General features: G+C 33.6%; 30 protein-coding genes. 22 read left to right on the top strand and 8 right to left on the bottom strand.

Annotation, left to right across the window (positions count from 1 at the left end; all coding sequences use genetic code 11):
* Window positions 1-181 precede the first annotated feature (181 nt).
* The 3 genes from ACH0B5_RS15715 to ACH0B5_RS15705 all read left to right on the top strand — a co-directional run bounded on the left by ACH0B5_RS15715 (window position 182) and on the right by ACH0B5_RS15705 (window position 2,746).
* Window positions 182-568, top strand: coding sequence for a YhfM domain-containing protein (locus tag ACH0B5_RS15715; RefSeq protein ID WP_122973562.1), 387 nt, complete (start codon window positions 182-184; stop codon window positions 566-568).
* A 293-nt stretch (window positions 569-861) separates the two neighbouring features.
* On the top strand, window positions 862-1,776 hold the full coding sequence (locus tag ACH0B5_RS15710) for a DNA/RNA non-specific endonuclease (protein WP_122973563.1): 915 nt from the start codon (window positions 862-864) through the stop codon (window positions 1,774-1,776).
* A 349-nt stretch (window positions 1,777-2,125) separates the two neighbouring features.
* Entirely contained in the window at window positions 2,126-2,746 is a 621-nt protein-coding gene (locus tag ACH0B5_RS15705; RefSeq protein ID WP_122973564.1) for a cysteine peptidase family C39 domain-containing protein, read from the top strand.
* Window positions 2,747-3,060: 314 nt separating this feature from the next.
* On the opposite strand, the gene ACH0B5_RS15700 is transcribed toward ACH0B5_RS15705, so the two are convergent.
* Window positions 3,061-3,201 (bottom strand): YrzI family small protein, encoded by a 141-nt coding sequence (locus ACH0B5_RS15700; RefSeq protein ID WP_122973565.1) that lies wholly within the window; start codon window positions 3,199-3,201, stop codon window positions 3,061-3,063.
* Between the two features lie 476 nt (window positions 3,202-3,677).
* Between ACH0B5_RS15700 and ACH0B5_RS15695 the strand changes: the two genes are divergently transcribed.
* From ACH0B5_RS15695 to ACH0B5_RS15680, 4 genes are all read left to right on the top strand, one after another.
* Window positions 3,678-4,109: a DUF4279 domain-containing protein gene (locus ACH0B5_RS15695; protein WP_122973566.1), complete on the top strand. Its 432-nt coding sequence runs from the start codon at window positions 3,678-3,680 to the stop codon at window positions 4,107-4,109.
* A gap of 427 nt (window positions 4,110-4,536) precedes the next feature.
* The gene (locus ACH0B5_RS15690) at window positions 4,537-5,154 is read left to right on the top strand and encodes a hypothetical protein (RefSeq protein WP_122973567.1); all 618 of its coding nucleotides are present in this window, start codon (window positions 4,537-4,539) and stop codon (window positions 5,152-5,154) included.
* Window positions 5,155-5,263: 109 nt separating this feature from the next.
* Window positions 5,264-5,779, top strand: coding sequence for an isochorismatase family protein (locus tag ACH0B5_RS15685; RefSeq protein WP_241559392.1), 516 nt, complete (start codon window positions 5,264-5,266; stop codon window positions 5,777-5,779).
* A 657-nt stretch (window positions 5,780-6,436) separates the two neighbouring features.
* On the top strand, window positions 6,437-6,811 hold the full coding sequence (locus tag ACH0B5_RS15680) for a DUF3888 domain-containing protein (RefSeq protein WP_158599741.1): 375 nt from the start codon (window positions 6,437-6,439) through the stop codon (window positions 6,809-6,811).
* A gap of 44 nt (window positions 6,812-6,855) precedes the next feature.
* On the opposite strand, the gene ACH0B5_RS15675 is transcribed toward ACH0B5_RS15680, so the two are convergent.
* Complete coding sequence (locus tag ACH0B5_RS15675; protein ID WP_122973570.1) at window positions 6,856-7,413, bottom strand: dihydrofolate reductase family protein; 558 nt, start codon at window positions 7,411-7,413, stop codon at window positions 6,856-6,858.
* Window positions 7,414-7,523: 110 nt separating this feature from the next.
* Here ACH0B5_RS15675 and ACH0B5_RS15670 point away from each other — a divergent pair, with 110 nt between their 5' ends.
* From ACH0B5_RS15670 to ACH0B5_RS15660, 3 genes are all read left to right on the top strand, one after another.
* Complete coding sequence (locus ACH0B5_RS15670) at window positions 7,524-8,483, top strand: helix-turn-helix transcriptional regulator (RefSeq protein WP_122973571.1); 960 nt, start codon at window positions 7,524-7,526, stop codon at window positions 8,481-8,483.
* Window positions 8,484-9,257: 774 nt separating this feature from the next.
* Entirely contained in the window at window positions 9,258-9,749 is a 492-nt protein-coding gene (locus tag ACH0B5_RS15665) for a hypothetical protein (protein ID WP_122973573.1), read from the top strand.
* A 190-nt stretch (window positions 9,750-9,939) separates the two neighbouring features.
* The gene (locus ACH0B5_RS15660; RefSeq protein WP_158599742.1) at window positions 9,940-10,089 is read left to right on the top strand and encodes a hypothetical protein; all 150 of its coding nucleotides are present in this window, start codon (window positions 9,940-9,942) and stop codon (window positions 10,087-10,089) included.
* 68 nt (window positions 10,090-10,157) lie between these two features.
* Here ACH0B5_RS15660 and ACH0B5_RS15655 read toward each other — a convergent pair whose 3' ends face one another.
* Together ACH0B5_RS15655 and ACH0B5_RS15650 are read right to left on the bottom strand one after the other, a co-directional pair.
* Window positions 10,158-10,631 (bottom strand): DUF4279 domain-containing protein, encoded by a 474-nt coding sequence (locus tag ACH0B5_RS15655; RefSeq protein WP_122973574.1) that lies wholly within the window; start codon window positions 10,629-10,631, stop codon window positions 10,158-10,160.
* Window positions 10,632-10,656: 25 nt separating this feature from the next.
* Window positions 10,657-11,124, bottom strand: a complete 468-nt coding sequence (locus tag ACH0B5_RS15650; RefSeq protein ID WP_122973575.1) for a DUF3291 domain-containing protein — start codon at window positions 11,122-11,124, stop codon at window positions 10,657-10,659.
* A gap of 170 nt (window positions 11,125-11,294) precedes the next feature.
* Between ACH0B5_RS15650 and ACH0B5_RS15645 the strand changes: the two genes are divergently transcribed.
* Window positions 11,295-11,834 carry a hypothetical protein gene (locus ACH0B5_RS15645; protein WP_122973576.1) on the top strand — a complete coding sequence of 180 codons (540 nt, stop codon included), beginning with the start codon at window positions 11,295-11,297 and terminating at the stop codon, window positions 11,832-11,834.
* A 34-nt stretch (window positions 11,835-11,868) separates the two neighbouring features.
* Here ACH0B5_RS15645 and ACH0B5_RS15640 read toward each other — a convergent pair whose 3' ends face one another.
* Window positions 11,869-12,306: an Rrf2 family transcriptional regulator gene (locus ACH0B5_RS15640; RefSeq protein ID WP_122973578.1), complete on the bottom strand. Its 438-nt coding sequence runs from the start codon at window positions 12,304-12,306 to the stop codon at window positions 11,869-11,871.
* A gap of 169 nt (window positions 12,307-12,475) precedes the next feature.
* Here ACH0B5_RS15640 and ACH0B5_RS15635 point away from each other — a divergent pair, with 169 nt between their 5' ends.
* Entirely contained in the window at window positions 12,476-13,114 is a 639-nt protein-coding gene (locus tag ACH0B5_RS15635; RefSeq protein WP_122973577.1) for an NAD(P)-dependent oxidoreductase, read from the top strand.
* Between the two features lie 51 nt (window positions 13,115-13,165).
* Here the strand turns inward: ACH0B5_RS15635 and ACH0B5_RS15630 are convergent, their stop codons facing one another.
* Window positions 13,166-14,002: a MerR family transcriptional regulator gene (locus tag ACH0B5_RS15630; protein ID WP_406928100.1), complete on the bottom strand. Its 837-nt coding sequence runs from the start codon at window positions 14,000-14,002 to the stop codon at window positions 13,166-13,168.
* Between the two features lie 23 nt (window positions 14,003-14,025).
* The gene (gene norA / locus ACH0B5_RS15625) at window positions 14,026-15,207 is read right to left on the bottom strand and encodes a multidrug efflux MFS transporter NorA (protein ID WP_338322882.1); all 1,182 of its coding nucleotides are present in this window, start codon (window positions 15,205-15,207) and stop codon (window positions 14,026-14,028) included.
* Window positions 15,208-15,398: 191 nt separating this feature from the next.
* On the opposite strand from norA, the gene ACH0B5_RS15620 reads away from it, so the two are divergent.
* Entirely contained in the window at window positions 15,399-16,436 is a 1,038-nt protein-coding gene (locus tag ACH0B5_RS15620) for a serine hydrolase domain-containing protein (RefSeq protein ID WP_406928099.1), read from the top strand.
* A gap of 18 nt (window positions 16,437-16,454) precedes the next feature.
* Here ACH0B5_RS15620 and ACH0B5_RS15615 read toward each other — a convergent pair whose 3' ends face one another.
* Window positions 16,455-16,904, bottom strand: coding sequence for a DUF1569 domain-containing protein (locus ACH0B5_RS15615; RefSeq protein WP_406928098.1), 450 nt, complete (start codon window positions 16,902-16,904; stop codon window positions 16,455-16,457).
* A gap of 205 nt (window positions 16,905-17,109) precedes the next feature.
* On the opposite strand from ACH0B5_RS15615, the gene ACH0B5_RS15610 reads away from it, so the two are divergent.
* From ACH0B5_RS15610 to ACH0B5_RS15570, 9 genes are all read left to right on the top strand, one after another.
* A complete protein-coding gene (locus ACH0B5_RS15610) occupies window positions 17,110-17,550 on the top strand; it encodes a cell wall hydrolase (RefSeq protein WP_341361704.1) in 441 nt (146 codons plus the stop codon).
* Window positions 17,551-17,705: 155 nt separating this feature from the next.
* The gene (locus ACH0B5_RS15605; protein ID WP_406928097.1) at window positions 17,706-18,140 is read left to right on the top strand and encodes a hypothetical protein; all 435 of its coding nucleotides are present in this window, start codon (window positions 17,706-17,708) and stop codon (window positions 18,138-18,140) included.
* Window positions 18,141-18,258: 118 nt separating this feature from the next.
* Complete coding sequence (locus ACH0B5_RS15600; RefSeq protein ID WP_341361706.1) at window positions 18,259-18,585, top strand: antibiotic biosynthesis monooxygenase family protein; 327 nt, start codon at window positions 18,259-18,261, stop codon at window positions 18,583-18,585.
* An 87-nt stretch (window positions 18,586-18,672) separates the two neighbouring features.
* Complete coding sequence (locus tag ACH0B5_RS15595; protein ID WP_341361707.1) at window positions 18,673-19,452, top strand: ABC transporter ATP-binding protein; 780 nt, start codon at window positions 18,673-18,675, stop codon at window positions 19,450-19,452.
* 2 nt (window positions 19,453-19,454) lie between these two features.
* Entirely contained in the window at window positions 19,455-19,757 is a 303-nt protein-coding gene (locus tag ACH0B5_RS15590) for a hypothetical protein (protein ID WP_406928096.1), read from the top strand.
* Window positions 19,754-21,100 carry a hypothetical protein gene (locus ACH0B5_RS15585; protein ID WP_406928095.1) on the top strand — a complete coding sequence of 449 codons (1,347 nt, stop codon included), beginning with the start codon at window positions 19,754-19,756 and terminating at the stop codon, window positions 21,098-21,100. The genes ACH0B5_RS15590 and ACH0B5_RS15585 overlap by 4 nt, the downstream gene beginning before the upstream one ends.
* Window positions 21,101-21,147: 47 nt before the next feature.
* A complete protein-coding gene (locus ACH0B5_RS15580; RefSeq protein ID WP_341361709.1) occupies window positions 21,148-21,594 on the top strand; it encodes a GyrI-like domain-containing protein in 447 nt (148 codons plus the stop codon).
* Between the two features lie 25 nt (window positions 21,595-21,619).
* The gene (locus ACH0B5_RS15575) at window positions 21,620-22,066 is read left to right on the top strand and encodes a GNAT family N-acetyltransferase (RefSeq protein WP_341361710.1); all 447 of its coding nucleotides are present in this window, start codon (window positions 21,620-21,622) and stop codon (window positions 22,064-22,066) included.
* A 67-nt stretch (window positions 22,067-22,133) separates the two neighbouring features.
* The gene (locus ACH0B5_RS15570; RefSeq protein ID WP_406928094.1) at window positions 22,134-22,499 is read left to right on the top strand and encodes a hypothetical protein; all 366 of its coding nucleotides are present in this window, start codon (window positions 22,134-22,136) and stop codon (window positions 22,497-22,499) included.
* Window positions 22,500-22,569: the final 70 nt, after the last annotated feature.

Here is a 22,569-nt window from a genome sequence, read left to right as displayed (position 1 = left end):
GCCCCTTTAGGGGCAGTTAGTAAGGAGCCCTTATAGGGCGTTACTAAAACCGCCTGTTTTACAGGCGGATATTTATTCATGAAAAGGGACAATTGCGGAATAACACCTTTTATTGAAAAGCGTGGAAGACTTGAAACTTTATTCAAAAATTAATGTCCAAATTATTAAAGGAGGGGGTATTTTGAAAAAGCTATTTATATTCTTTGCGATTATTAGTTTTGCATTATTCGGCTGTTCTCAAGAGCCAGAAACTAAAACAAGTGAATCCGTAACTGAAAAGAATGTAGAAGAGGAAGCGTACGTTAACACTAAAACGATTCATTTAGAATTAAAAGAATCGGAAGAAATAGCTATATTTGAAAAGGCAGTAAGCAATTCAACAAAAGAGTCTGGTATTGTCAATATGGCAACAGAACCACAGTATCAATTTAACAGTGGCAAAGAATCTTATTTTCTTTGGATTACAGAAGAATCTGGAACGATAATGAATAGAAAAGACACGCACACTATTTACATACTATCTAGTAATTCTATTAAAGAAGTTTACAAGTTTGTGAATAGCGGTTAACGAATTAGCGATCGCTTTAGTTGAATAACAATTCTCCACTATCTGGCGCAATTCTTTAAAAAGAATCGCGTCTTTTTTTCTTTAAAGGGCTATTTAATGAAATACCGTTCTTAGTATCAATTTGAAACAGAACGAGCTTAATTAAAATTTAATAGTGCACACATTAAATAATCTACTGTAATAAAGTTAATATTGGAATATACTATTATTAAATAGGATAACAATGTTAATCTATGTAAAATTCCAAGACTTTTAGAATGAACAGTATGAAACTATTATAGGAGAGTCCTAAAATGAAAAAGAAAATGAACTATTTAATCTTACTCTTAACGACCATTTATATGGTTGGTTGTACCAACGTAGATGATAAATCCGTTACAGATGTAGAAACAGATTCACAAGCAGTTGAAACAAATAATAATAGCGAAAAAGAAGAAGTTGTCACTACTGTTGATGATGAGCCAGTAGTAGAGGAAACACCAGCCCAATTTTCAGGATACAAACTGATTGAAGTTGATGGTGGTGATTTGTCTGGATATCGTGAACCTAATGTCGTCGTTGACATTGGTTATGGGGACCGTGAATATTGGGCATTTACGAATGAATATGGGCAATTAGTACGTGTTATTGCTGACGAAATTATTTTACAAGATGACCGTAACGAACCTGTATTATCATCTGGTAGATATTACGCTGATGAAGCAAAGGTTCCTGGCGTAGAAAGTGACGTTTTAGATGAAGGACATATCATTGCGGATTCTCTCGGAGGGGTATCGAATGCATATAATATTACTCCACAAGATAGTACGCTCAACCGACATGGTGATCAAGCTTATTTGGAAGACGCAATCCGGAGCGCAGGCGGAGCTACGAATTTTGAAGCAATTATCACATACCCGAATACGGAAACACAAATTCCTTCAAATTATCAGTTCACTTATACCTTAATGGGTAACGAGATCGTTGATACATTTGACAATGTAAACCCTGACGAAGTAAACGCGTCACTCGGTCTAACAGGTAGCAAGCCTTCTGATTCAACTAGTTCAAACAAAAACGGTGATATATCGAGTATTGATACAAACGGTAATGGACAGGTGACGATTAAAGAAGCAAAAGCAGCAGGTTTTAGTATGCCAATAACGAGTGATCATTGGCTATACCCATATATGCAGGATAATGATAAGGACGGTATGGTAGGTGAGTAAGCACCTAATTTAAGTGAAGATAAACGAAAGAACATTTCCTCGTTAGACGATTTATCACAATTTGCAAACGGGTGACTGTAAAGAATATAGTCATGTCATCTATATAATTTGTACGGTGAAAATATTAGTTCAATAATGTTCTTCTCTCTCAGGCGCAATTCTTAAATAAGGATTGCGCCTTTATTTTAAGGGCCATTTATTTGAAATAAAAACCAATATGAAATTGGATAATTATGTTAAAGTTGAACAAAGGTTGTAAAGAAATATTTTTAAATTAACGGTGCAGATTAGTGAAAGAAGAACTAAAAAAATTGTTTCGATATGGATGCAAAGCAACGGGGGAAGTAGTATGTTTATAGTTAAATCAATTATTTTATGGATTATTATATCAACTATCATTAATGCCTATTTAATGACATTACCCATGCCTGTTTTACGAAAAAGAGATTATCCTGCTAATTATCTTATCCAACAAAACAATCGAATAGATTTTCAAAAAAATACCGAATGTGCAGCATTTTCAACAGCTTATCTGCTGAGGTATTTTGGTATGGAGGCTAGCGGTGAAGCGTTATATACGTATTTTCCTAGTAAAACTAGGGCGGGTACAGTATATCCAAAGGGAATTCGTACGGTGTTAAGAAAAAAGGGCTTTAAAACAAACTATTATAAAGGAAATATAAATACATTAAAGTATGAAGTTAGTAAAGGAGTTCCCGTAATTGTTTTTATTAAAGTACAGAAAGACCGTAATAGTTTGCATTTTGTACCTGTTGTAGGTTATGACAAGGAGTATTTTTACCTTTCAGAATCATTAAGTAATCTGGTGAATTGTGATGATGAACACAAGAACTATAATCGAAAAGTTCCGATTAATGAATTTAAGAAACTATGGAATGTAAAGAGATTTCATATGCTTCTTTATAGCAATTCTTACATAGCCGTAGACATCACACAGAGCAAATATTAATGACGTAAATTTTATCTGTATACACGGAGAGTTTCCCTAACATTGTAATTCCGCATTCTCCTAAACTTCCTAAACTACATCAAGTTGTACGTAAAAAATCGCTTAAAAAATTGCAAAATACATTCTGAAGCAACCCGTCCTAGGTTAGAACGGGTTAGCTTTTCTGAGATTTTAAAAATAAATAGCTATATTGTCATTTATATTACTTCATCTGTTGGCTAGGTTGTGTCTTTCTCCAACCATAAAACTGCATGACGTTTTTTGTTCATATAAATCATTTCAATTCCCACCTTCCTGTTTCTTAATTAACAAAATTAATATTTACGAATATAACTTTCTATTTTTCTTCGGTTCTCTTCAAAGATTTTTTTCGCACTTTCATTATGAAGTGCTTTCTCAAGAGAAATCTCACGTTTAGTAATAGTTATCGTGAGAGAAAAAATGTTTAATGTCATTTATTATCACCTCCTTAAATTACCCTGAAAAAAGAAAAAACCGTAGAGAGACTCTCCCTACGGTGAAAAAGGCACAAAAATACCGCAGGGGCACACTTCTCCCTGCGGTATGGGTAGACTTAATTACAAAAAACTTAAGCGATCCATTCCGATCTGGCCGAATGTGTGATTTTCATTTTTGCTGAAGTTGTAACTACCAGTGACATCAATTTAACGATAACGATCATTTCATTCGACCTCCTTAAGAATTTTTTATTTATTTTGAAATTATATCCATATTTAAGTTGTTTGTAAACATTTTTTACAATTTTTTCATAATTACTCTAATGACTAGAAAAACTCTTTGCTGTTTTACATTGTTACTTACTTGATTTTTTTCGGAGGAGCAAATAGAAGATATAGAAGACTTAAAGCAAAAAACATAATTATTATGAAGGCAGGATTTAAGGACAATTTATGTTAATTTGGAGGGTTGAATGGAAAAAACAAGTTTATATGCATACATTCGTTTTACTGGTAAAGATGACATTGACGATTTTCCAGTAGAAGTAGTAACAGAGATGTTAGGTGTACAGCCAACAACAATTTTGCGAATATGTGATAGGATAAACGATAAAGTTACGCGTTTCTTTACATCGTGGAAATACGAATCTGAAACAGTAGAAACACTTGATACAGATGATGTTTTACTCCCCATTTTAAATGTTTTCCAGTCCAAAACAAATACAATTAACCGAATAAAGGATGAATTGAATTTAAATGTACAAATTGGAATAGTAATAACAATGATAAATGGCTATACACCTGGTTTAGTCATCTCCCCTGAATTCAGTAGTTTTGCTTCTGCTATCAAGGCATTCATTGATATTGATATGTATGTATATCCTTTTAGTGAACCTGAAGAATAACAAGTGATACTTTTTATGAATAGGATATTAATTTCAAATCTAAAAACGTAAATGAAAGTTAGGTAATATACCCAAAAGGTACGAATGTTGTTAAATCAATGTCCGTGAATAAAATCTGTGTAGAGACAATTATAAAGGCTGTACTGTAAACCTTCATTTTTTATTGTTCCTTTACTTCATTAACAGGTGATTTAGTTGAAAAAACGATCTTCAACAATCGGGGCAATTCTTGAAGATGAATTGTGCCTTTTTCGATAATAGGACCATTTTCTTGAAAAGCATTCAATGAATAAATTGGGAATATGTGTTGGGTGTGGTTGTGAAGATATGTTTTAATCGATTCAAATAAATATGTTGAAGAAAGTGTTACCTGGAAGTTTGATTTTTTCTAGTCGTATAGAAAATAAAGAACGGAGTTGTAATTATAATGAAAGGTAAAGGGATGTTAAAGTTTGTTATAAGTAGTTTTACAGTTTTAATACTCCTATCAGGGTGTTCAAGTAAATCTTCTGTAGATTTAGTCAGCTCAACTGTAGACCTCAAAAATGATGAAGGAAGATTGGGCGGCATTGGTATTACTTCAGGAGAAAAGGAGGGTGAAATAATAATACCTATTACACTTAGCTATGATTTTGTTTTAAAGAATACTGGGGAAAAGACTCTTGGGGGAACCAAAAAGTTAAATGAACAGACATATGAATATGAAGACGGGATAAAAGTTTATATTGAACCAAATGAAAAGTTAAAAGAAGTATCTGAAGAAATAATGGGTGTAAATATTTTTAGTTTTGATGAAGAAGGAGAACAGATAGCAAAGTTAGGTACAGGGAAAACGGGTGTGCCAATTATTGAACCAAATAAAGAAGGAGAATATACCTTTGATTTTATTTTAGGCGCGTTAGAAGAAAATCCTGAAATAAGACTTTCGCCACCAACTGAGCAATTAGAGAAGTTGAAGGAACATGCGATGGATGCAACTTTAATTGTTTCAGTTGAAGGTGAAGAAATCGCACGTTTTGATCTTAGTAATTCAGAATTACCTTAAACACTTTTTACATTTTTTTCTTAAACAATAGGTACTTTCCTTGAATAAGGAAAGTGCTTTTTTCATTAAAGGGTAAGAAGGTTTAGTAAAGTAAGCATTTGAAAATGAAATTCTGGAGGATAAAAAATGGGGAGAACGAAATAACTTAGATGCAGAAGAAAATATGAGCAAGATACTACAGTTATACAGGGAAAAGAGGTGGTTAGTAATACATATACAACACACTTCCGATAATCCTAATTCAGTATTTCACCCGTTGAATGAGGGCTTTGCGATTAAAGAAATAGTGCAACCTATTGATGGTGAAGTAATTATCAGAAAGAAAGTAAATAGTAGCTTTATTGGTACTAATTTAGAAGAGTATTTAAAAGAAAATGAAATATCAACAGTTGTCATCACAGGTTTGACTACACCTCATTGTGTATCAACAACTACAAGAATGAGTGGTAATTTAAGTTTCAATACATACCTAATTTCAGATGCGACAGCAGCCTTTGGTTTGAAGGACCAAAATGATAGATATTATGATGCAGAAACGATACATAATATATCTCTAGCTACATTGCATGATGAATTTGCTACGGTAGTTACAACTGAACAACTTATGAACAAATTTCTAAAATAAGCTTATTCAATTATGGATGCTTTTCTTCAATATGATTCACTATTTTTCACTAATCCTTAAATCTATTAAAACGCCAAAAATCCCTACTTTATATTGAAAGCAGGGATTTTTATTTGTACTCAATTATGAGATTTTATATTAAAGCACTAGTAGGAACGCTTTAATCTGTTTCTAAAAATTTATAGAAACGTAGCAGGAGATAAAATCTTAAAACTCCATCTATTTAGATACAGTCTTAATTTTTTCTAAACAGTGTATCTCCAAGAGGGATTCCAATCACAACAACTAGAATCGTTAGAACTACCATCGCTTCCAAAATAAAATACGCAACTTGATCGAACATCGTATCGCTCCTTCTTATCTTTATAATTTTTACCTTATATTCTGTAATTATCCTACTTCCTATTAAAAAGTCAAACTAATAATGCACAAAATCATTTGTGCTTATATAAAATAGTTTACTTCATTCGAAGCGTACGTATGCAACCGACATTTTTCTCTGCAGTATCGTCAGCACAGCTTTAAGAAGGCGCAATTTCTTTAAAAATATAGTGTTTTGAAGGTTCACACCAAACTTTGATTAGATAAGTTAAATAAGCACATATTTTTTTGAGGATATAAACAGACTAACCAATAAAAGTTAGGTGGAACTCAAAAGTGAAATATAAATTAATTGTTATTTTAACTCTCATAGTAACGTTCGGCTTGACCGAACAAAATCAAGCTTTTTCAGAAACGAGTATTTCAGAAATTGCAGGAAATCATACCGATTTTTATGATGCCTTTTTAGCATTATTAGATCCCTATGCAGAAGAAGCAATTAGAAAAAAATATCCTGAACGTAGTTATGCACTTTGGGATGCAGAAATTTTGGAGGTAACACGAAAAACAGCTGGATATTCTCAATATGATTTTAACGTAAAAGTTAAATATGATACTTATACAGGCCCATTTAACCCTCCAGAGGGATTTGTTATCTTAACATTTGATGTAAATATAGATGGGGTTAAGGTAATTGAATTTAAGGAGTGATTTTAAAATTTGATGTAAAAAAACAGCTCTAATTAAGGGAGCTGTTATTTTAATATTGTTTTATCTAGCAGAGGATTCTTTTTAACATAAGATAATTCAACAAATTGATTAAATCTCTTTATTCCTTTCAGAGAAAGATCTAATTGGTAATTTCCTTCTTTAAATAATGGGATTCCGTTACCAATTATAGTTGGTGCTAAAGTTATAATGAATTCATCGACTAAATTCTCTTGAATAAAAGAATGTAGCAGTTCTCCTCCACCAACAACCCAAATGTTATTCCCATCTTTGTTTTTTAGTTTGTTCACAAAACTTTTTATGTCCTCATGAATGAACTTCACATTTTCGGTATCCTCATAAGAAGATCTTGAAAATACATAACATTCCTTATTTTTGTAAGGAAACTCTTCCATCTCTTGTATTATCCAATCGTAAGTTCGTTTTCCCATTAAAATGGTATCAACTGTTTCATAAAACTCTGTATAGCCGTTATCTCCTTCACCCTCCACCTTGAATAACCACTCAAGCGAATCTTCTTTTGTTGCAATATAACCATCCAAGCTCGATGCAATGTACAACACTGTATTCCGTCTCTGGTTCATTTAAACACTCCTTTCATTGCCTTTAGTATGACTATATAATAAAAACATGACACCTTATGTCATATTAATCAAATTAATTCACAAAATTTCTTACTCAAAGGATGGGGAAGATGAGAGCAGATAGGTTAGTGAATATCATGATCCTTTTACAAAATAGAGGTAAAATGACTGCAAAAGAATTATCGAATGAATTAGAAGTATCCGTTCGAACGATTCTCAGAGATATGGATGCATTAACTAATGCAGGGTTCCCCATTATTTCTGAAAGAGGTAAAGGGGGAGGGTGGCTTCTATTAGATAATTTTCGTAGTAAATTAAGTGGGTTAACGATAGATGACATGAAATCCTTATTTCTAATCCCCTCTGGAGAGTTACTCGAAGATTTAGGCTTAAATAATCAAACATTAGATACGAGGCAAAAGTTACTTGCATCTATCCCAGCAATTTTTCGTGAAGAAGCACAAGCAATATGGGAAAGAATTCATATAGATACGGGTACTTGGAAACAATCGAAAGAGAAAGCGTATGCTCTTAAAACTGTTCAGCAAGCAGTTTGGGATAACAAAAAGCTGAAAATTTATTATGAACAGGCTGATGGGGAGCAGAAAGAGAGATTAATTGAACCATTAGGATTAGTAGCGAAAGGGAATAAATGGTACCTTGTAGCATTAAGGGATGGAGAGCTGCGTAATTATCGGGTATCACGCATATACCATGCAAAAATCGAAAATGAAAATTTTAAAAGACCACCTAATTTCAATTTGGTGGCATACTGGGAACAATCGAAAGTAGAGTTTATAAAAAAGTTACCAAAGTATGATGTACAAGTAGAAATCCATCCAGAAATTATGAAAAGAATTCAATTTACAGGTAAGTTTGTTAAAGTAATAAAATCAGAAAATCCAAATAAAAATAAATGGATACCTGCAACTTTAAGTTTTAATGATCAGCAGGAAGCAGTCGAGTTTATATTAGGATTCGCAAACAAAATAAAGGTCGTTTCACCTACAGATATTATCGATAAAGTTGTATCGTTGGCGATATCGGTTATTGATTTTTACAAAGAATAAATAAAAACTAAATTGAAAGAGTAGTTTGCATCGCTTTAAGGGTGCTTTTCCAAAATGAGAAAGTGCTCTTTTTCATTATAGGTTCAGATTATATATAGATACTAAAGTTCACTTGAATAATGTATTAAAATTTAGGTTGAATTACTGAATTAAAAAACAGTTATATTTAGCGAGTTTTACGAAATAATTGATGAATAACAGGGGGATATAGTAAGTGGGGGGCAGTTGGTAGTTTTTTTTGGAGGTGTTTCGGATTGAAAATATTTCATTCAATAATTGGGATTTTAATAATATTTTCAGGTAGTTTTTTTATGAGCATAACAATTGATAACGAAACGTTCAAAACTGTGTTTTTTAAAATCGTTGGGTTTGTTATTTTATTTGGTGGTATTCTCTATCTAAAAAAATTGCAAGGTTTGGGAAGCAATAAAAGTGGCGGGAAGTGTTAGTGAAAGAAATTGAAGTATCGGAAATCTTTCATTCAGTCTAATTACCACTGTAAGCAAACGTGAGAGACATTAAAAACAAATCATTTAGAGCGGTTGTCACAAACTGTGATAAATATAGTGTGAATTGGGGGCATTTTCCAAGAAGGGTGAATGCTTTTTTTATTCTACAGATAGCTTTTTAATTTGCTAATTTGCATCACGTTCATAAAAATAAAAAGAAAATTAGTGTCTAAAAATGGCAAAAAGATATGTTGAAATTATACAATTGTAATAGAATGGATAATTTGCAACTTAGAGAGAAATTTAAAAGTAAGGGGGAGATAGTTTGAAAATAACTATTTTTCTATTATTTATATATATCCTTTCATTCATTATATTGTTTTTATTTTTAAATAAAGAAAACAAAAAGGAAGAAAGCAAAGATAGTATACCAATGGTTATTTATAGTTCCATTTTATTTGCATTTATTATTACCATTGCGATAGCGTTCTTTTTATTCCTTTTGATAGGATCGACGAGTGTCATTGATACGTTATTTTCATTAAATATTGCGACCAATCAATTAATCGTCATAGGCATTTCATTTCTCGTCTATTGGCTTACGCTTGATAGTATTTTTGAAAAGGTATTTGAATTTTTCATGGGTGAAACCCTTTATACTGCTTTCTCTTTAGCGATCACTAGGGTCGCTGCCTTTTACATAATCGGAGTACTAATGAGATTGGACGAACATATCGACCTTACGATTTCAATAGGTGTTTCCGTCATTTTATTAATCATTGATGGTTTATTTATTATTAAAGGTGATAAGTCATAAAATTTCTATTGTTATCCAACAGATATAGGAATAGGCATGCAAGGTGAATGACTACTTATTGGTGGACTGTTTTTATACATAACGGTAAGGCGTTAAACCTAAGGATTTAGCGCCTTTTTAAAAGGATAGAAGGAATTCTTCTAAATTTATAGAAACTTTCATTTATGATGGTAGGGGATTGGAGGAAATCATGTTGTTAAGATTTATTGAAGATTTAGTTGGTTCAATCTATGATTTCTTTAAGTTTTTATTATCAAGTTTAAGCTATCTTTTAGCTGGAATGCTCATTGTTGGAGTGTTCATGTATTTATTCGTCTTTTTGTTTAAATGGCTTTATTAATAAAGGGAAAACTTTTAATGCATGAATGGTATTACAATGAATGGTATTACAGTTTTCCATTACATTATTCAAAACCATCCTTCATCTTCTAACGTTAGTTTATTATCAATGTAAACATCAATAATGGCTTCAATGTTATTTGCAAAGGAAATAACACTTGGATCTAATCGCGTTCCAGGTGTTGATGCATCATAAAAAACATAGTGAACAAAGAAAATACACGTTAACTCATATTTTTTTCTATATTTATTGATTAAAGCTATTTTTGATTTAAATGGAGCTATTAAGGATTCAAATATATTTTTATCTTCGTCATCATCGTAACGTCTATAAACGATGCCCGTTTCGATACTCCAAACAGTTTCAACTCTTGTACTCTTTCGTTTTCCTCTTATGTAAGGATCGCCTTTTTTATATACTTCTGTCGGTTTTATTCCGATTTCTTCTGTAAACTTATCAATTGGCCATTCGTCTGCTACAATACTGAATCTGATAAAAGCGGTGTCTCGATTAAAGGTGATTGTTACGAAATCTTTGTCCATAAAAAACTCCTATTAAAATATTTTCTTATTTAAACAAAAACTTTTCTCCTGCTTGATTAAAGGCTCGTTTATAGTCAAACGCATAGGGAGTAGATCCATGCTGAAGGTAATAAGTGTATCTTTTGTACGCCTCCTCCCAGGAAACATCCGTTACTTCCTCTGTCCACCATACGACGTACGATGGAAGTTTTTCTTGGTGAGGATCAAACCACTTGTGTCGATTTCGTAACGCTCTCTGATGTTGACCTGAGTAAGTGAAACGATATAAAGATTCAAGACTTTTCCACACGGTTAATGTGAGGATAGGTGTGCCGTCTCCTTTAATTAAATCTTCAGGGAAGGGTACTCCTAAAGGGGAAAACTCCTTTACTAGATTTCCTGAAACATCTGCTTGACGCATTACTTTATAACCTGCTTCAAAAAACTCACTAGTAGTAGGGTGTTTGGGTGAATGTTTTAATCTACCAATCGTATATATCGCCACAAAACTCATCTAATCCCTCATTTATTCGTTTTACTTATAAGTATTCAAGAAAAAGTGAACTAATTCCTGTTATAAAATAACGATTACCATATCTACTTTTTATACTTATTAATGGTAGCGTTGTAGTAAAATTAAAATAACGTTATATCCTAATTTGTATGTAAGGCGGTGAAATCGCTATGATTGATTGGCCATGGACGGAAGTAGACACCCTTGAAAGTCAAGAGAAGTGGAATGAAGCATTTGCACTATTGCTCAAACATTGGAATGAAAATCCGAATGATTTAAAAACCGTTATTCGGTTAGGGTTCCTTTCTTGGTATGTCCTTGTCGAAGAGGGACCTTTGGACATTAAAGGAGTAGACTTTGATGGAGTAGAGACTGTATTACGGGAAGTAACGAGTTATGGTTTAACTCATTTTTCTATGAATGAAGATTTTCTATGGTCTTTTGGTTATATGATGTCTCTCTTCCCGGATTATTTTGGTGATGATGATTGTGAACAAAAAGGTAAGGGGATGTTAAAGAGGGCATATGAACTTTGTCCAGATGAACCGATTTATCGATATACTTACTTTGGAGCCTTTCCAAATGAGGACGACAAATTAAGAGAGGCAATTCAACAGGTTCACGCTGTTCTTGACGATAGGTTTCAAGGAGAAGGAGTACTGTCGGCATACTTCCAAAGTGTATGGGGTTCTCCCACAGTAAATAGATGAAAATAAACGGCATTCACCGAAAGAATGCCGTTTTTTACTGATTTATTTTTTCTTTAGCCATAATATCCTTCACGACATCTTCAATTGTTACACTCTCAAGGGCTTTTTCCATTGCAGTTTGTGCTATTTCAAATAGTGGAGCAATGGTATTTTGGATATTTCTACCAACTGGACAATCGGGATTCGGATTATCGTGGACACTAAATAACTCCTTCTCCTGTACAACCTCTACCGCTCTATACACATCTAACAAAGTAATTTCTGATAAATCCTTTCCTAACTCAGCTCCTGCAATACCTGGACGTACTTGTACTAATCCTGCTTTTTTTAGCATCCCCATGATCTTTCTGATGACAGCTGGATTTGTATTAACGCTTCCTGCTAAAAATTCAGAAGTACTAACGCCATCCTTATTTATTTCAATAAGAGCTAATATATGAACGCCTACAGAAAATCGACTACTAATCGACATATTATCACCTTCCTTTAACAAACGTATCATTATAGTACACCTGTAATTAACTTTATTACAAGTATATTTCTCGAGGGAATATTAAAATGTTGACAGATTGCGCTGTTGTAATTATTATAGTTACATGTAATCGAATTAGTTACAACTCAAATAACAGGAGGAAGAAAAAATGAAAATTGCTATTATTGGAGCAAGTGGTAAAGCAGGAAATTTTATTTTGAAAGAAGCAACTAGTCGTGGACATGAAGTGACAGCGATTGTAAGAGATGCGGGAAAAATTCAGGGTAATGGTGTTGGAGTGATTGAAAAATCAATATTTGACCTTACTTCTGATGATGTGAAACCGTTTGATGTCGTGGTGAATGCTTTTGGAGCTCCTTTAGGTGAAGAACAAGCTCATGTTGATGCAGGACATTCTTTAATCAAAGCATTAAAAGGAACAGACACTAGAGCAATCATTGTTGGGGGAGCGGGTAGTCTTTATGTAGATGAAGACAAAACAATGAAGGTAATGGAAACACCTGATTTTCCAGATATCTTTATCCCAACTGCAAAAGGGCAAGGTCGTAACTTACAAGAGTTACAAGAAACATCTCAAATTACTTGGACATTTATTAGTCCATCAGCGGTCTTTGATCCAGAAGGAAAAAGAACAGGATCTTATCAAAGTGGAAAAGACCAACTTTTAGTAAATTCAAAGGGTGAAAGTTATATTAGCTATGCGGATTATGCGATTGCTGTAGTAGATGAAATTGAAAATCCACAACATATCAATGAACGTTTTACTGTTGTAGGGGAAGCAGAATAAGAATAAGGAAAAATAAAACTACCATTATAATCGTTATAATGGTAGTTTTGTCTATTCTTCAATTAACACTCTGAACTCATTAATATATTTGTGCTCGTCACTTTGATAATTAATAGAAAAGAATTCGTATATATCACTCATGATTTTCACTTCGTTTTTATGAATAAATTGAATGAGCTTTTGTAACGATTGAAAATAATCATCAAAAGTAGTGGAATGGCAAATAATACTTAAGTATTTTCCCTTAGGTAAAATAGCGAGTTCTGTATCCCTTTCAAGGGGCATCATTTTCTTATTTGAAAGTAAAGGCGTAAACAAATAATGGTAGTTTATATCATCGATGCTTTTGTATTCCCCAATAGGGAAAATGGAGCCATAACCTTTCTTACGAAAACCTTCTGTTGAAGGTCCATATTTTCGAAAGCTGCTAAACGATGAATTGAACGTATTTTGTGGACCTAAACCTTGAACTCTTTTTTGAATAATTTTTATTTCTTCCTTTTCTAATAACACGACTTCACCAAAGGGAGCTTCTTGCCTCTGTATATCACGTCTGACAGAGGAGATGATTTGTTGTATTTCATACAGATAGTCAATTTTTTCTTTTACAACTTGCTCTTGATGAATGAGGAAGGAAATATAATCATCATTATTTAATTCTTCAACTTTTTTAATTTGATTTAATTGTGTTCCAATATAACTTAAAGATTTGATTAAATCTAAACGATATAATTGAAAGTCACTATAATAACGATAATTGGAATTTGGATCCACATAAGCAGGTTTAAATAACCCAATCTTATCATAATAGCGAAGTGCTTTAATGGATATATTCATTAATTTTGAAACTTCACCTATGGAATAAAGTTTTTCTTTATCTTCTTCCATATGAAATCCACCCCAATTTCATTTTATTTCGAAGCGACAGTTCTAGGTATGGAATACTGTTTCCAAGTAAGCGTTAATCCGATACCAATAGCTAACGTGATCGTTGCGAAGTAGAATGGATAATTTAAATCCACATCAAATAGTATACCACCGATAACAGGTCCAATCACATTTCCAATACTCGTAAACATCGAGTTCATACCACCGACAAACCCTTGTTCATCACCAGCAATTTTTGAAAGATACGTAGTCACGGCAGGTCGCATTAAATCAAAACCTATAAAAACAAGGATTGTCGTCAATAAAATAACAAAGTAATTATGAACGAACGTTAATAGTAAAACGATTGCTGCTGAAAATATTAAACTATAACGAATTAATCGAATTTCGCCAAGCCATTTTGTCAATCGATCGAATAAGGCAATTTGAACAATGGCACCTACAATAGCTCCGCCTGTAATGGCAATCGCGATATCTTTTGGAGTAAATCCAAACTTATGATCGACAAATAGGGCAAATAAAGATTCAAAAGAAGATAAGCCGAGTGCCGAAATTAAGATAATGATAAAGGAAATTAAATAGGCTGGTAAAAAGATTCGCTTCCATCCAACCTTTTCTTTTGGAACATCTGCATACTCATTATTTCGTTCTGGTTCCTTCAACGTAATGATGGATAATATCGCTGCTATAATTCCTAATGCAGCCGCAAAGAAAAAGGGAATTCGAGTTCCGATTTCTGCTAAAAAACCGCCGATCCCAGGGCCGATGATAAACCCAGTGGAAATGGCCGCTGACATATAACCAAGTGCTTTTGGTCGTGTATCGACTGTAGTTGTATCAGCAATAAAAGCAGTAACAGCTGGCATTATAAAGGCAGCACTGACGCCACCAAGTATACGGGAAATGAAAAGAACCGTTAAATTATTTCCGATTCCGAATAATAGTTCTGAAATACCAAAGATAAATAAACCGATTACAACGATTCTTTTTCGACCGAATTTGTCGACCCAAATGCCGGCAATAGGTGAAACGACCAATTGTGCTACAGCAAAAGCTGAAACCATGTAACCAACAATTGAGCCGGATAAATTTAATTCATTCATAATAGTAGGAGTAACAGGAATAACGAGTCCTATACCTAAAAAGGCGATGAATAAATTAAGAAGTAATATCGATAGAGTCATATTTTGTTTTAACACGTGTATCCTCTCCTTCAATGATTTTACACTACAAGATGTTATTTTAATCTCTCCCTTAAGGGGAGAGTCAATCTTCCATTCTTCTAATCTTTCTACTATTAAAATGAATGCGTTTTCTTTATAACTTTTGTAAATTTATAGAACATACGTTCTGTTTTGTGGTAAAATGATGTTAAATCGCAAAGGGGGAATGGATTATGCCACTAAATGTTAAAGAGCGGATGGAACACTATAATGTATCAGGTATCAGTTATGCCCTAATTTATAATGGTCAAATTCGTAAAGTTGAAAACTACGGTTTACTAGAAGCAGGAACCGATCATTATGTAAACAGCGATTCTATTTTTAGTGCTTGTTCCATTAGTAAGTTTTTAACTGCGATGCTAGTGTTGAAGTTAACAGAGGAAGGCGTTCTCCATTTAGATGAGGATGTCAACGAAAAACTTGTGTCGTGGAAAGTGCCTACTAATGAATTTACAAAGGGTAAAAAGGTAACTTTACGAAACTTATTAAGCCATCAATCCGGTATAATGGACCCGGAAAATAGTTTTCCTGAGCTAAATGCAAATGTCGGAATCCCATCAATGGTTGAACTATTAGAAGGAAAAACCTCTTATTGTCCAAAACCAATTGAAGTGACGTATGAACCAGAGAGTGAATTCCACTATTCTGATGCAGGTTATTGTGTAGTCCAACAATTAATAGAAGATGTAACGGGAAAATCTTTTCAACAAATAATGGAAGAGTTCATATGGAAGCCATTAAACATGGAAAATAGTACTTTCTCTACATTTCTTCGTACCGACGAAGGAAATTGTTCATGTGGCCATAAAAACGGGGAAGTGGTGGAAGGAAAATATCCAATCTATCCTTATCCGGCAGCCTCTGGTTTATGGACAACTTCATTAGATCTAGCTAAATTAGTTGTTGAACTAATGAATGCTTTAAAAGGGGAAAGTACAATTGGTATTTCTGCAAACATGGCGAAAGAAATGATTACGCCTCAAAAAGGAAAGGCGTGGGCTGGTTTAGGTGTGTTTTTAGAAGGTTCAAATAAGGAAGTGGAGATTTCCTCCTTCGGTTGGGGAGTAGGTTTTCAATGTATGATGGTTGCTTATCCTTACTTAGGCTCTGGGCTAGTGATTATGACGAATACCGATTTAGGCGTTCATCAATTGGAAGGGTTCATTGGTGAAGTATATCATCATTTCAAATCAGAAAAAAATGAAGAATAAATCTAGCAATCTGTTCAATTAAACGTCAAACTGTTTTAAATGGTGGTCAAGGTGTTTATAAATTCCTTTGCCCCATTGTTCGGGAGTAAGTTTTCCGAAAAAAGGATGGGGATGGCTAGAACAATTTTCAGGTCCTGCCTGTTGGAATGACATAACCTTTTGTTTTAAATTTTCTTTTTCCCACTCAAAATCTCTTTTATCTGTTATTAAAATAGTTGGGATAGTAGACATATTTTTTGGCAATGGCTTGTCATTATAAAAAACGGGTCTCGCAAATTTCCCGACAAAAATTCCTAACCAACCTCTAGGGGGAAAGGAATTTCCCATTGGGATATCTTGAAAAGAAGAGCAATGGGCGAGCATTTGGGCTACATCCATTTTCCCCCATTTAGGTTGAGCATTTACACTTAACTTTTCGATTCGTTCTAATATTTCTTCCATATGTATCCGTTCAAAAATACTATTCATTAAATTACACTCCTTTCATTTATAAAAGTATAATTCTACTCCTCGATTATTTATCCTTCTAGAACAAATAGAATCGTGACCGAAAAACTTTAAAATTTGAGTTGTTAAAGAATGGATCTCCTATATGAGCAGAAAAACATGATAACTTTATAAATTATGACATGATTGGACAATTTTCTTCATACCATATATTTGGGGTGAAAAAATGCCAAGAGTAAAGTATCGAGATGCGGATGTCGATTTAGTCGCAAGGATGATGAGGGCAGAAGCCGAGGGTGAAGGAAACCAAGGAATGTTGTATGTTGGAAATGTTATCGTAAATCGTCTTGTTGCGAATTGCTTAGACTTTCGAGATTTACGATCCATTGAAGATGTCATTTTCCATGTACAAGGAGGAAACTATTCTTTTGAAGCGGTTCAGAAAGGGAATTTGTTTTATGAAAGAGCAAGACCAAATGAACAAAGATTAGCAAGACAGGTTTTGGATTATTGGAGAGATCATCCAGGAAAGTACGCCCTTTGGTATTTTAATCCATACGCGCCATGTCCTCCAACATGGTACGATCAACCTTTTGCTGGCCAATTCAAAAATCATTGCTATTATGAACCAGCAGCTGGAACGTGTGATAGTGTTTATATGGGGTAAATATAGTAGTTTCGTTTTAACAGAAGAATCTCTACTTTTTCAATAAAGTAGGGATTTTTTTAGTTGAATATTAATAGATAATTCGAAACATTTTGTGTATTTATTCGTATATAAATTAACATTGATTTTCCGATTTTACCAAAGGGGGAGAGGAAATGAAAAAGGTTATATTTACGCTAATAGGAGTTAGTTTATGCGTCCTTTTAATTTTAGGTTTTTCAGAATATCGAACGAAACATTTTGTTAATACATTTATTTCAAACCCAGATGAGTTTACGAATATGGTGGATAGCATTGTCATTTGGGAAGAGAATAACACGTCCACGGTGAGCGAGATTATTGCCAATCAAGGTGATGAAAAATTTCAAGAAATACAAAATGTTTTTAGTGAGTGGGAAGTGAAGAGAACGGTTTTTAAAGATTTGGATCTTAACAGTCAAACTTATGGTATTAACTTTAAAAGTGAAGAAAATCCGATGAAATCTATTCATATTTTAGTGAATGAAGATGACATGATCAATGTTAACGGCTATGAATACGAACTTGTAAATGGTATTCCAATAGAAGAATTAATAGATAGAGTAAAGTAAAGGAAATAGAGCGTTGATCCAAAGGGGTTAATGCCTTTTTTGTAGAAAGTTATAGAGGAGCAAATACATTACATAAAGTAAAGAACGACAGAAACATAATGTTAAGGGGGAGAAAAAGATGAGTAGAATTGCCAAAACACCCGAGCCACCGTATTATGCAGTGATTTTTGCCTCACAGCGAACAGATGGTGACAAAGGCTATGGAAAGATGGCTGACAAGATGGTGGAGTTAGCTGCCCAACAACAAGGATTTTTAGGTATCGAGAGTGCGCGGGATGAAGGGTTAGGAATTACAATTTCCTATTGGGATTCTTTACAGTCCATCAAAAATTGGAAAGAACATGCAGCCCATCAAGTAGCACAAGAAAGAGGAAAAGCAGAATGGTATAAAAATTTTTCTCTTAGAGTTTGTAAAGTGGAAAGGCACAAGTTTTTTGAAATGTAACACCTTAAACGATTAACATATTTTTCCTGGTCATATTCAAAAGTGGTACAATATAAAAGGAAATAATTAGGAAGATAGGTGAGTCTTATGGAAGGCGTTATATTATCAATTCACGATTTGCAAAAAAATTATGGTCCGAAAGCCGTTTTAAAAGGTGTTTCTCTTCAAGTGAAAAGGGGAGAAATTATCGGTTATATTGGTGCAAATGGAGCTGGGAAAAGTACGACGATTAAAATTATGCTAGGGATCGAAACTAACTATACTGGTGAAGTGAAAATCTTCGGTCAAGATATTTCCAACGGGGATATATCGTATAAAAGGAAAATTGGATACGTGCCCGAAATTGCGGAAGTATACGACAATTTAACAGGGCATGAATATTTAACCTTTATAGGGGAATTGTATGGTCTTGATTTTGATTTGGCCGACTATAAAGCAAAAAGTTTAATGGAGCTGTTCGGTATTGGGGAAGTTTATCATTCTCGTATCGCATCCTATTCAAAAGGAATGCGCCAAAAACTTTTAATCATTTCCAGCTTATTACATAATCCTGAACTTATATTTTTTGATGAACCGATCAACGGCTTGGATGCAAATAGTGTAATGATTTTTAAAGAAATTATGACCCAACTTGCTGCACAAGGAAAAACAATTTTTTATTCTTCCCATATTATGGACGTGGTCGAAAAAATAAGTAGTCGGATCATTCTCCTGATGGACGGCAAAGTTGTCGCAGACGGTTCGTTTGACGAATTGAAGGAGCAAAATACGGAAGGCTCCCTTGAGCAAATTTTTAATGAATTAACAGGGTTCAATGAACATAAGGAATTAGGCTCTAGATTCGTTTCAGTTGTAGGGGAGATGTGAAGATGCAGGACTATCGTACACTGAAAATCTTAGATCGCTTTGAAAAGGTATTTAGTAATCTTGGTGTCGATTACAAAGTGATGAGAAAAATTTTACAAGTCAAATTAACGATGGACGGTAGACGTGTACCGACGATTTTCTCTCAAAATCCGGGGAAACAAGTAAAGGAAACGACCAATCAATATATTAAATCGTTATGGATTTACGTATTATTTAGCTTATTTCTAATTCCATTTATCCTTTTAGGCGATCATTATCTTTTTCAAATGAGTATCTTTTATGGGATTTTTCGATATTTATTATGACATCATTAATCTCTGATTTTTCTTCCGTACTACTAGATATCCGTGATCGTAACATTTTGTACCCGAAACCAGTAGATCGAAGGACAATTAGTACTGCGAAAATGATCCATGTTTTTATTTATTTATCCTTCTTAACAGTGGCACTTGTAGGTATTCCTTTAATGGTTGGATTGATTCGTCACGGGATTATATTTTTTATCCTTTCATTGGTCAATATCATATTTATTGATTTGTTGATTGTTATTTTGACTGCCTTTATTTATATGTTTATTTTACGGTTTTTTGATGGTGAAAAACTAAAAGATATTATTAACTATGTCCAAATAGGGTTATCCCTTGGTATTATGGTTGGCTATCAATTATTAGTTCGCTCCTTCGATTTTTTCAATTTCACCGTTTCCTTTGAACCGAAATGGTGGCAAATATTCATCTTTCCTATGTGGTACGGTGCAAATACAGAACTAGTAATGAATGGCAACATCCAACGGCTATTTATTGTACTTGCGATTTTAAGTGTTCTGATGCCACTTATTTCAATCTGGATTTATATAAAACTGAATCCTGCTTTTGAACAAAATCTGCAAAAGCTTACTTACCATGGGAAAGCAAAGGTAAGAAAACGAAGTATTATTAGTCAATTCATTATGAAAATCATTTGCCCAACAAAAGAGGAGAGAAGTTTTTTCCGCTTTGCTAGTTTAATGATGAAAAATGAGCGGGATTTTAAATTGAAAGTTTATCCGTCTTTAGGTTTTTCAATTGTTATTCCATTTCTTTTCTTTATAAGTGGGATAAATAATGATTTTGAGCAGTTATCAAAAGGTAATTCCTATTTTTCCATTTACTTTAGTTTAATTATTATCCCAACGATTATCTTATTGTTAAAGTTCTCAGGGAAATACAAGGGGGCATGGATTTATAAAGCGGCTCCTATTCAACAATTAAAACCGATGTTTAGCGCGGTGATAAAGGCATTCCTTGTTAAATTATATTTACCTGTTTATGCATTTTTAAGTGTAATATTCATTTTCATTTTCGGGGTAAGAATTCTACCTGATCTTGTTGTGGTCTTTATTAATGCTAGTATTTTTGCCGTCCTTTGTTTCAAAGTGTTACCAAAAACGATTCCTTTTTCGGAATCCTTTGATCAGTCCAATCAAAATAGCAACACAGCTACTATACTTGGATTAATGCTCGTTGTGGCGATGTTTACAGGATTGCATTATGTAAGCACATTGATTCATTTTGGCATCTATTTTTATTTAGTGATAGCTATAGTTGGTTTAGCATTACTTTGGAAAGTCGCCTTCAACATATCATGGGAAAAAGTTGAAGGGGTTTAGATAAGTGGAAGAGAATTAGTATAAAAAGTATTTTAGGGGGGATTGGAGTGGGTTGTAGTAAGGGGAAGAAGGTGTTTAGAGCTGTAGGTTTAAAAGGTTATGGCTCTTTCGGTGACTATGGAAAAGAGGTTCCAAAACTCGCCCAACAATTATTAGCACGTAAAAATGAAATAAAGAACGCTTCCGATATTGAAATAGGGATATTTGAACCGAAGAGAGATGCGGACCATCTGGAAGGATATTATTATGTGGGGCTACTTGTGAATGAATTGATAAAGGAAGTTCCCGTTGGAATGGAATATATTGAAAGGGAACAAGACTATGTATCGACAAGGGGAGACATTCAAAAGCTTGATATCCTTCACCAACATCTACTGGAATGGACAAAGGAACAAGGTTATCAAAGGGATTTAACATCCGATATTATTGAAACCTATCATCCAACAACAAATGAAGGGGAAGAAGTAGAAATTTATTTACCGATTCATGATTAAATAAAACATTGAATGAGGGATCTCCTTGATTAAGAAAATCGATATTACTTCTAGAAAAATAGCAGAAGACGTTTTAAATATTCAATTACCTTCCTATCAAGTTGAGGCTGACATAATCGGTTATGACGACATTCCACCGTTAAAAGATACGGTGGAAACGTTACAACAGTGTGGGGAAACTTTCTATGGTTATTATTTAAATGAGGAACTATGTGGCGCTATCTCCTTAAAGGTTGAGGAGGGGGAAGTGGATATTCATCGGTTAATCGTTCATCCTAACCATTTCCGAAAGGGAATCGCCCAAACCCTCTTTAATTATTTAGAAAGTCATTTAAAAGGAAATAGGATGATAGTCGCGACAGGTTCTAAAAATACACCAGCTATTCGCTTTTATAAAAAGAATGGCTTTGAAATGATGAAGGAAGTTATAGTAAATGACCGATTATCCTTAACCTATTTTGAAAAAAAGTGAGAACGAAAAATGACAGTATTTAACTCTTTTTTACCGTCATATACTTGAGTAAAAGGAGTGTGTGGTGATGAAAAAGGGGAAAATCGTTTTCCTTGGAACCTTTGTTTTGTTATCGTTTATTACCTTTCTCTTTACGAATAATTCTTTGTCAAAAGGAGAAACGTCGGAAGTTTCTGAGACAAGCCCTAAATTACTAGCTGAAAACGACAAGAAACAAAAGGAAGCAGAAGAGATTCAAAGTTTGCTTCAAGAAGAGGATGGTTTGTTAGAACAAGTAAGCAATCGATTAGAAGAAAAAGGCTATGAATTTAGCATGATGCTGGCAGTATTTTCAAGTGATGATATTCAAGTGAAATATATCGTTTCCAATAAGGAAGTAACCGAATCAGATGAAGAAACAATTAAATCTATTTTTTATGAGTTGATTCACTAATGTCGCATAAATTTTAACTGAATTTTCAGTCTTCTACCTTTTTCGTTTTAGAAGAAAAACAAAGACACTT

It is taken from the genome of Ureibacillus sp. 179-F W5.1 NHS (assembly GCF_045369345.1).
Classification (GTDB): domain Bacteria; phylum Bacillota; class Bacilli; order Bacillales_A; family Planococcaceae; genus Ureibacillus; species Ureibacillus halotolerans.
The sequence above is the reverse complement of the archived record's forward strand: the minus strand, read 5'-3'. Positions and strand labels throughout refer to the sequence as shown.